The organism is Acidithiobacillus sp. TH-A35 (genome assembly GCF_057473505.1).
The window spans coordinates 1-9886 of sequence record NZ_JBYCKR010000120.1 but is presented as its reverse complement, the minus strand read 5'-3'; the positions used below and the strand labels follow the sequence as shown (position 1 = coordinate 9886).

Genomic DNA, 9886 nt, shown 5'->3' with positions numbered 1-9886 from the left:
CTCCGTCCAGCCATTGATCCAGATCGGCAAAAGATTCGGGAAATCCACCACGGTAACGGCGCGCGCGGCGCAGCACAAAATGCTTTTTGAACGCCATGACCACATCATGGCTGCGCGTCCGCGCCTGTAACTCCGCTACTTCCGGCTCCAGGCAAAAAAGCCGGGCAACGAATTGTTCAAGATGGGGCGCGAGCTGCAGCAGAAATTCACTCTGGGCTTTATCGGCGGGCCGGGCGCCTGCGGCATGATAGACTTGCAAGTTTTCGGCAAGGGTTTGGTCTTTCTCCGCCAGGGATCGAAGAAATTCCCCATCCAGCCGCGCGAGGCCTTCAGCAGTAAAAAGTTCTTTATATTCAAATCCAAACAGATTAAGCACAATAATCTCCCAGGTCATGCCGACGACTACACCGCGGCCAGCTTTCATCAAACTGTCATATTTTGCTGGCAATATAAGGTTCTGTCACCTTTTCAGGATGACCCTATGGCCCATTATCGCAGCATATTTCTATCGGACGTCCATCTCGGCACCCGCGGCTGTCAGGCGGAGAGCCTTTTGGACTTTCTGCGCCACAATTCCTGCCAGCAGCTCTATCTGGTCGGCGATATCATCGACCTGTGGCGCCTCAAGGTCCGCTGGTACTGGCCGCGCAGCCATAATACGGTGGTCCAGAAAGTCCTCCGGCTGGCCCGCTCCGGGGTCACGGTACGTTATATCCGCGGCAATCATGACCCCGTCTACGAGTTGCTCTCCGACTATGTGCAAACCCAGGGCAACACCATCGCCCTCGGCGACATCGCCATTCTCCAAGAAGCGGTGCACGAGACCGCCGATGGCAAAAAGCTCTGGGTCATCCATGGTGACCAGTTCGATGCCGCCATGCGCTATGCCACCTGGCTCATTCATATGGGCGATCATGGCTATACCCTGCTGCTCTGGTTCAATCGGCTGCTGCAAAGCGCGTTCCGGCATCTGGGCCTGCGCCGTCACTGGTCCCTGAGTGCTTACATCAAATACCGGGTGAAGAAAGCCGTGCAGTTTATCAACGATTACGAACACCTGCTGGCCGAAGAAACCTCACGCCGCGGTTATGCCGGAGTGGTCTGCGGCCATATCCACCATGCCGAGCAAAAAATCATCGACGGCATCCTCTATTACAACGACGGCGACTGGGTCGAGAGCTGTACCGCACTGGTCGAACATGCCGACGGGCGCATGGAAATCGTCCACTGGCCCGTACCCTTGCGTTTTGATCAGGATATCGCCGCGTAATCAGATATCGAGTCGCGATACGAAACGCGCATTTTCTTCGATAAAGCGGCGGCGCGGCTCCACCGCATCGCCCATGAGCATGGAGAAGACCTCGTCGGCAGCGATGGCGTCCTCCACATCCACCCGCACCAAACGCCGGTTTTCAGCGTTCATGGTGGTCTCCCAGAGCTGTTCCGGATTCATTTCACCCAGACCCTTGTAGCGCTGAATCTCGACACCGCGACGGGCGTCAGCCAGAAGCCAGTCCATGGCGGCGCGGAACCGGCTGACGGTAAGCCCTCGCTCGCCGCGTTCCATACGCGCGCCGGCGCGGATATTACCTTCAATCACCCGCGCATAGTCGGCCAGATGCCGGTATTCGCCACCGGCAAAGAAATCCTGATCAAAGAAACGCAGTTCCTGACTACCGTGATGTTCGCGGCGAACCACCAGGCGCAAAGCCTCCGCCTCACCCACCCGCTCCACCGTGTAATGTTCGGCGGGCAGGGCGTTGAGCTCCAATGCCGCGCGGAGCTGTCGCGCGAAGTCGTCCCAGGTGGCGCTATCCGCCGACTCCGCAACGATGGGCGGCAACGTGGCCAGGGCCCAGAGCAGGGTACCGGGATAGCGCCGTTCCAGGCGCTGCACCAAAGCCTCGATATTCTGGTACTGACGCATCATGCCGGCCAGTTGCTCGTCCGTTACCGGCTCAGCATCCGCCGCAGGACGAAATTGCGCGCCCTGCATGGCAATTTCGCGCAGGTAGGCGGCCAGTTCGGTGTCGTCCTTGATGTAGCGCTCATCCTTGCCTTTCTTGACCTTGTAGAGAGGTGGCTGGGCGATATAAATATGGCCGCGCGCCACCAGTTCGGGCATCTGCCGATAGAAGAAGGTCAGCAGCAGGGTGCGGATATGGCTGCCGTCGACATCCGCATCGGTCATGATGATAACCCGGTGATAACGCAGCTTGGCGACATCAAAATCCCCGGCGCCAATACCGGTACCCAATGCCGTAATGAGGGTGCCGATCTCATCCGACGAGAGCATCTTGTCGAAACGCGCCCGTTCCACATTGAGGATTTTGCCTTTCAGGGGCAGGATGGCCTGATGCCGGCGATCACGGCCCTGTTTGGCCGAGCCACCGGCGGAATCTCCCTCCACCAGATAGATTTCGCACTTGGCCGGGTCTTTCTCCTGACAGTCGGCCAGCTTGCCGGGGAGGTTGGCGATGTCCAGCGCGCCTTTGCGGCGGGTCAGCTCCCGTGCCCGGCGGGCGGCTTCCCGCGCCCGCGCCGCTTCGACAATTTTGGCGGCAATGGCCTGCGCCTCTTTGGGATGCTCATCCAAAAATATCGTCAGCGCCTCAGACATGGAGGACTCGACTATCGGTTTAACCTCGCTGGAGACCAGCTTTTCCTTGGTTTGCGAAGAAAATTTGGGGTCCGGTACCTTGACGGAAAGTACCGCTGTCAGCCCTTCGCGCGTATCTTCGCCACTCACCGCGACCTTGGCCTTGGCGATGATGCCTTCCCTTTCCATATATTGATTCAGCGTACGGGTCAGCGCACCGCGAAAGCCCGCCAAATGGGTGCCACCATCGGCCTGGGGAATATTGTTGGTGAAGCAGAGCACCACCTCGTTATAGCCTTCATTCCATTGCAGGGCGGCTTCAACGACAATACCGTCGCGCTCGCCGGTAAGGGTGATCACAGTGGGATGAATGGCGGTTTTGCTGCGGTTGAGATGTTCCACAAAGGCGCGGATACCACCTTCATAATGGAAAACTTCTTCCCGCCCGCCGCGCTCGTCCAGCAGGGTGATATGCACGCCGGAATTGAGAAAGGCCAGCTCGCGCAAGCGCTTCGCGATAATCTCGAAGTGAAAATGGGTATCGGCAAAAACCTGAGGCGAGGGTTTGAAGCGGATGGTACTGCCATGTTTGCGTGACGCCTCTCCACGTGCAACCGGTGCCTGGGGTTCGCCATCATGATATTCCTGGGTCCAGACATAGCCATCGCGGAAGATACGCAACTGGAGCGTTTCTGAAAGGGCGTTCACTACCGAGACACCGACCCCGTGCAGACCGCCCGAGACCTTATAGGCGTTGTCGTCGAATTTACCGCCCGCATGCAGCACGGTCATAATCACTTCTACAGCGGAGCGGCCTTCTTCGGCGTGGATATCGACGGGTATGCCACGACCGTTATCGCTGACGCTGACGGATTCATCGTCGTGAATGGTAACGACGATGGCGTCACAATAACCGCCGAGGGCTTCGTCGATAGCATTGTCCACCACCTCAAAAACCATGTGGTGCAGACCGCTGCCGTCATCGGTATCGCCAATATACATACCGGGGCGCTTGCGTACCGCTTCCAGCCCTTTCAACACCTGGATACTGGTAGAATCGTATTTTCCCGTCATGATGCTGTTTCCTTCTCAAGCTGGCCTGCTGCCAGACAAAAATGGCTGCCGCTCACCGCCGCCGGAATCTGTCCGGCGGCGGTGACGGCAGCGAAGACCTGCACACCTAGCAGATCGAGTTCTTTCACCCACCAATCCCGTGCTGAGGCGTCCAGCTCTGCCGCGAAATCGTCAATCAATATGGTCGGCAGGGGCAAACCGGCCTGCTTCAGAATCTTTACCTGCGCCAGGCGATAAGCCAGACCCAATACCCGCAACTGGCCGCGCGAAAGGATGTCCAGTGCCGCTTTACCGCGCACCCGAAAGGCCAGATTGGCACGATGCGGACCACTGTGGGTATAACCCATTTCGCGGTCCTGTTCCTGGTCCCGCAGCAGGCAATCACCCAGTGCCAAGCCTTCTTTCCAGCCGCTGTGCAGATGCAGGCTAAGCCCGGAAAGTGACCCGGACCAGCGTTCCCAAAGGGCGGCGACTTCGGGCTGCACAGCGGCCAGGTGCGCTTGTCGCCGCTGCTGGATTTCTTCACCGGAGGCAATGACGCCGTCGTCCCAGGGTTGCTGGCCGTGACCGCTTTTCAGCCAGGCATTGCGCTGTTGCAAAGCCCGCCGGTACTGGCGAAACACCGTGCCATAGTAGCGATCCGCGTAATAGATGCCCCAGTCCAGTACGCGCCGGCGGTCTTCCGCCGTTCCGGCGACGAAGTGGCTGTTGTCATCGTGCAGGCTTTGCAGAGGCAGAATATCCAGTAGCATCCAGGCCGAACTGAGCGACTCACCATCATAGCGTATTTCCCGCTCCTCGCCACGCCGGCGCAGGGCGAGGAAATGATCGGGCAGGCGCGCACTGACCAGATATTCGCCGTCGCCATCCCGCTGAACATGGCGGGGGCCATGCCGCCAGGTTTGCCCCGTGCCGAGGATGTGAATGGCCTCCAGCACGGAACTCTTGCCCGTACCATTGGCGCCTATCAGCCAGTTCCACTGCCGGTCCGCTTTCAGATCCAGGGTTTCTATGGAACGCACCGATTGGATATGGAGGGCCTCCAGGGGCATTTCAAAGACGGACAGGCATGATGATATACAGGGGGTTATCTCCGTCTACCGGAGTAAAAACAGCGCTGCTGTCGCTGTCCTTGACCCGCATCCGCAAACTTTCCTGGGCGAATATCTGGGTGGTATCGGTGAGATAACGGCTGTTGAAAGCGATATCCAGAGCATCGTCCTGATATTCGACAGGAATTTGGATTTCGCCTTCTTCCTGTTCTTCATTGCGGCTGCGCAGGGTCATCTGGTTATTACTGAGGTGCAGATGGGTGGTCGGATTACGGTCGCTGACCAGGACATCACTTTGTTGCAAGGCGCTTTTGAAGGTCTGGCGGTCCAGTATGGCGAAGCGGGGATGTCCTTGGGGAATCACCCGCCGGTAATCAGGATATTTGGCATCGATGAGTTTGCAGGCGAACTGTTGTGTACCATCGTTGAGCAGAAAGCTGGTGTCCGACATCTCCAGCGCGATATCGCCATCATCGAGAATCCGCAACAGTTCGAGAACGGCTTTGCGCGGCAGAATAGCCTGGTAGCTCCCACTTTCCAGACTGCTGGCAAAGGGCAGGGTCATCATGGCCAGGCGATGACCGTCTGTGGCTACGAGACGCAGTTCCTGACCTTCCACCTCGACGAGGACGCCGTTCAGGAAGAGCCGGGCGTCGTTCTGTGCCATGGTGTTGGCAGCGACGGCAAGCGCTTCGCGAAAGGCTTTGGCATTGCAGTTACCCTGACAACGACTGCTGTGGATACTGAGGTATGGGAATTGATCAGCCGGCAATATGTGCAGGGTGAAACGGCTTTTAGCGGCTTTCAAGAGCAGTTTTTCGCCGTCTTTATGAAATTCTATGGGTGTGTGTTCCGGTAACGCCCGGCAGATGTCATAGAGCTTGCGGGCGGGAACGGCGCAGGTGCCCGGAGCGTCTACCGGATGGTCCAGGTCGGCGGAAAGCTGGACTTCCAGATCGGTGGCGACGAAGCGGCAATGTTGCCCTGCGGCCTCGATGAGGACATGGGCTAGAATCGGTTGTACCGGTCGCCGGTCAGCAATGTTTGCCATATTGGCCAGGATAGGCAGGAGATCTTCGCGATCTATGGTGATTTTCATCAGGTTTTGCTCCTTGAATGCCAGGTCTGAAAAGGGGCCGGTCGGGCCGCTTTATATATATAATTTATATTCTTTCTTTTAACTACTATTATTATTAATGGCCCGGTAGCCTGTGGGAATGTGGTGTAATTCCTTGTCTGATATGGAATTCTGGACCCAGATAAGCTGTCGGCAAGCTGTGGATAAGCCGGTATGCTTGGGGATAAAAAAGAGCCCCATTTTTCGTACAGAGTCTGCACAGGGGTTGTACAGGGGCTTATCCACAGCTTTTGCGAGTGCTGGATCATGCGCCAAGAATCCGGAGCAGGTTGCAGTAATCTTCATCCATCTGCGTGTCTTCCTGACGCAGTTTGTCGATCTGGCGGCAGGCATGGAGGACGGTGGTGTGGTCGCGTCCGCCGAAGGCCTCGCCGATTTCCGGCAGACTGTGGTTGGTGAGTTCCTTGGTCAGGCACATGGCTACCTGGCGTGGCCGGGCAATGTTGCGACTGCGCCTTTTGGACTGCATGTCGGAGCCGCGAATATGAAAATACTCGGCTACGACTTTCTGGATGTTGTCGAGGCTGACCATGCGCTTCTGCACGTCGATCAGATCACGCAGGGCCTCGCGGGCGGTATCCAGGTTGTAAGGCTTGTGGGTGAAGTTGACATGGGCGACCACCCGACGCAGTGCCCCTTCCAGTTCGCGGACATGGGAGCGGATTTTCTCGGCGATGAAGAAGGCCACTTCTTCGGGCAGCTCAACGCCGCTTTCTTCCGCCTTGCAGAGGACAATGGCCATGCGCGTTTCGAGGTCGTGGGGCTGGATGGCGACCGTCAGTCCCCAGCCGAAGCGCGATTGCAGGCGCTCTTCCAGGCGGTCCACCTCCTTGGGATAGCGGTCACAGGTGATAATAATCTGTCGGCCGCCGTCAAAGAGGGCGTTGAAGGTGTGAAAAAACTCTTCCTGGGTGCGGTCCTTGCCCGCAAAAAACTGGATGTCGTCAATGAGCAGGGCATCCAGCTTGCGGTAGCGCTGCTTGAAGTCATTGATGGTGTTGTGTTGCAGGGAGCGCACCATGTCCATGATGAAGCCTTCGGAACTGACGTAGAGCACCTTGGCATCGGCGTTGCGTTGGAGGATGGCGTTGCCCACCGCTTGCATGAGATGGGTCTTGCCCAGTCCGACGCCGCCATAGATATACAGCGGGTTGTAAGATTTCCCCGGATTTTCGGCGACCTGCCGGGCAGCCGCCACCGCGAGCTGATTGGATTTGCCTTCGACGTAGGACTTGAAGGAAAAGCCCGGGTTGAGCCGGTTGCCATTGCGAGGATCGGTGATCGGAGCAGTGGCTAGAGTAGCTGCTGCCGGGGCTGGGGTCGTCGCTTCGTCGGCGCCGAGTTCCAGGCGAAGCATCATTCCCGGTGCAAGCTGGGCGAGCACCCCTTCCAGCAGATCCATCAGCCTTTCCCGCACCCATTCCTTGACGAAGGTATTGGGTGCGAACAGGCGCAGTTCGTTACCATGCAACTCGCCACGAAGGGGGCGCAGCCAAGTGTTGAACTGCTGGGCTGTGGTCTGTTCTTGCAACTGCACACACAGCGCCGCCCATAAGGCGTCTCCGTTGTGCAGCGCGGATGGCGCTGGATGACTGCTCATGCGTAACCTGGTCAGAGGGTCTGGAGGTGAAAGTGCTGTGCCTTCTGTCGCTACCATGTCAGTGTCACGCGGTAGCAGAGTGGGCTCACTCCCCGCAACGGGAAGGGCATTTCACCATAATTCTCCGTCGATGAAGTATACCAAAATGTGGCGGTGCGCGCCATTGACGGGCCTATGACCGGGTCTTTGCCCAAGGGGCAGGAAAAACGCGCGAGATGGGCACAACCATGGACGAATCCGAGCAGCCGTGGCAGCCAGGACGGCGCCCGGCCGGATAAAGTTTTCCACAAAGAGATTAACGTGCAGTTACGTGGAATTATTCGAAATTGTGTTTCGGTAGTTCATGTAATTTATTGTAATAAATAATAATTTATTGTTACAGAATGTTTCCGCTCGGCGTAAATACACTATGGTCATGACGAAATTACTATTGTCAGCAAAATATCCACAAAGTTATCCACAGGCTGTTCAGGAACTTGATCCTGGAAAAAAACGCTGTCAGACGCACGATGGACAGCGAGGTCTTCCGGACGTCAGGCAATGAACATCTTGCTCACGGCCCCACGCAATGGCATTTACGGTGAGGCCAGTTTTCCTGCTAAAATCAGCGCCGGCAATAGCCGCATAAAGGGTCCCTCCATCCATGCCTGCGAAAGCAAGAATTGATGATTCATCCCGGATGGAATCCAGTCGCCAGGAAGCGGCGGGGCCTCCGCCCGTCGTCCTCACTGTTGCCGGCTCTGATCCCAGTGCGGGTGCGGGCTTGCAGGCCGACCTGCTGACCCTGGCCAGCCTGGGCGCGCATGGCTGCACGGCGGTGACGGCGCTGACTGTTCAGGATTCGGTGAATGTACGTGCCTATAGGTTGGTGAATCCGGAGGATACCGTGGCTCAGGCCCGTGCCGTGCTGGAGGACATGGCCGTACAGGTCATCAAAATCGGGATGCTGGGAAGTGTGGCCATGGTAGCGGCGGTGAGCGCACTGCTGGCGGATTATCCGCAGATTCCCGTGGTGCTTGATCCGGTACTGGCGGCCGGAGGTGGCACGGCCCTGGCCGGGGCGGGATTATGCGAGGCCTTGGTCGCGCACTTGCTGCCGCAAGTAACGGTGATGACGCCCAACGGCCCGGAAGCACTGGCCTTGTCCGGCGCTGACGATTTGCCCACGGCTGGTGCCTGGCTCAATCGCCAGGGGGCGAAGTGGGTACTGATCAGCGGAGGTCACGGCGAGGGGCCGGAACTGGAAAATATGCTGTTTCGTGGCGGGGCGTTGCAGCGCGCATTCCGGCAGCCGCGCCTGCCCCACCGCTACCACGGCTCGGGATGTACTCTGGCATCCGCGCTGGCGGCGGGTCTGGCGCGTGGTTTAGCCATGGAAGAGGCCGTGGCGCGGGCACTGGATTTTACCCATGCCTGCCTGGTCCATGCCTACCCGCTGGGGAAGGGACAGTATTTTCCAGACCGGTTCTTTTGGGCGCGCGGGTATCGGGAGGAATAGGATGGCCGGGCAGAACCCCCTTATTTCCGGGCTGTATGCGATCACCGAAGCGCGCCTGATGCCGGAGCCTGTTTTCCTGGCGCGGGCCGAGGCGGCGCTGCGCGGGGGTGCGCGTATTCTGCAATATCGGGACAAGGGCGACGTGGTGGCCGATGCACCGCGACGGCGGCGGCAGGCGGGGGCCTTGCGGGAGCTTTGCGCGCAGTACAATGCCCTTTTCGTCGTCAATGATGATCCCCTGTTGGCGCAGGCTGTCGGGGCGCCCGCCCTCCATGTGGGGGTGGAGGATGCGCCGCTGGCCGCATTGCGTGCGCAATTCGGTCGCGCCATACTCGTCGGGGTTTCCTGCTATGGATCGGTGCGGCAGGCGCGGGAGGCGGCGGCGCTGGGGGCGGACTACGTGGCCTTCGGGTCTTTTTTCGCCTCTTCCAGCAAACCGCAGGCGCCGGTGGTCAGTGTGGATGTCCTGACGGCGGCGCGTGCGGTTATTGATCTGCCCATTGTGGCCATCGGCGGCATCACGGAGGCCAATGGGGGTGCATTGATCGCGGCGGGTGCGGATGCCCTGGCGGTGATTGCTGGCGTTTTTGGCGCAGAGGATGTGGAAGGGGCGGCACGACGCTTTACCGCTCTGTTCAGTAACCGTAAGGAGTGATGATGACACAGACTTCACACGCGCTGTTCAACGCGGCGCAACAATGCATTCCGGGCGGGGTTAACTCGCCGGTCCGGGCCTTTCGCGGTGTGGGCGGTGACCCGATTTTCATCGACCATGCCGAAGGACCCTTCTTCTGGGATGTGGAAGGCAAGCGCTATATCGATTATGTGGGTTCCTGGGGACCGATGATTCACGGCCACGGCCATCCGGAAGTGCTGGCGGCGGTGCATGCGCAGGTGAACAAGGGTCTTGGTTTTGGTGCACCTA

Annotated in this window: 8 protein-coding genes and 1 pseudogene; 4 read left to right on the top strand and 5 right to left on the bottom strand. The window is 58.5% G+C overall.

The features are described from left to right. Positions 1-394 (bottom strand): annotated as a pseudogene (locus tag AC2VNK_RS04325) (pyridine nucleotide-disulfide oxidoreductase); the annotation flags it as partial. Positions 395-481: 87 nt separating this feature from the next. Between AC2VNK_RS04325 and AC2VNK_RS04320 the strand changes: the two are divergent. Further along, entirely contained in the window at positions 482-1270 is a 789-nt protein-coding gene (locus AC2VNK_RS04320; RefSeq protein ID WP_291522551.1) for a UDP-2,3-diacylglucosamine diphosphatase, read from the top strand. On the opposite strand, the gene gyrB is transcribed toward AC2VNK_RS04320, so the two are convergent. The 4 genes from gyrB to dnaA form a co-directional block, all read right to left on the bottom strand. Continuing rightward, positions 1271-3673, bottom strand: coding sequence for a DNA topoisomerase (ATP-hydrolyzing) subunit B (gyrB, locus tag AC2VNK_RS04315; protein WP_291522553.1), 2403 nt, complete (start codon positions 3671-3673; stop codon positions 1271-1273). After that, positions 3670-4725 (bottom strand): DNA replication/repair protein RecF, encoded by a 1056-nt coding sequence (gene recF / locus AC2VNK_RS04310; RefSeq protein WP_291522555.1) that lies wholly within the window; start codon positions 4723-4725, stop codon positions 3670-3672. The genes gyrB and recF overlap by 4 nt, the downstream gene beginning before the upstream one ends. Position 4726: 1 nt before the next feature. Next, the gene (gene dnaN / locus AC2VNK_RS04305; protein ID WP_291522557.1) at positions 4727-5824 is read right to left on the bottom strand and encodes a DNA polymerase III subunit beta; all 1098 of its coding nucleotides are present in this window, start codon (positions 5822-5824) and stop codon (positions 4727-4729) included. Between the two features lie 283 nt (positions 5825-6107). Continuing rightward, on the bottom strand, positions 6108-7463 hold the full coding sequence (gene dnaA, locus AC2VNK_RS04300) for a chromosomal replication initiator protein DnaA (protein WP_486882948.1): 1356 nt from the start codon (positions 7461-7463) through the stop codon (positions 6108-6110). 679 nt (positions 7464-8142) lie between these two features. Here dnaA and thiD point away from each other — a divergent pair. The 3 genes from thiD to AC2VNK_RS04285 all read left to right on the top strand — a co-directional run. After that, positions 8143-8961, top strand: a complete 819-nt coding sequence (thiD, locus tag AC2VNK_RS04295; protein WP_486882947.1) for a bifunctional hydroxymethylpyrimidine kinase/phosphomethylpyrimidine kinase — start codon at positions 8143-8145, stop codon at positions 8959-8961. Between the two features lies 1 nt (position 8962). Beyond that, positions 8963-9616, top strand: coding sequence for a thiamine phosphate synthase (gene thiE / locus AC2VNK_RS04290; RefSeq protein ID WP_486882946.1), 654 nt, complete (start codon positions 8963-8965; stop codon positions 9614-9616). A gap of 2 nt (positions 9617-9618) precedes the next feature. After that, positions 9619-9886, top strand: a 268-nt coding sequence (locus AC2VNK_RS04285; RefSeq protein WP_486882945.1) for an aminotransferase class III-fold pyridoxal phosphate-dependent enzyme, incomplete at its 3' end; no start/stop codon positions are given.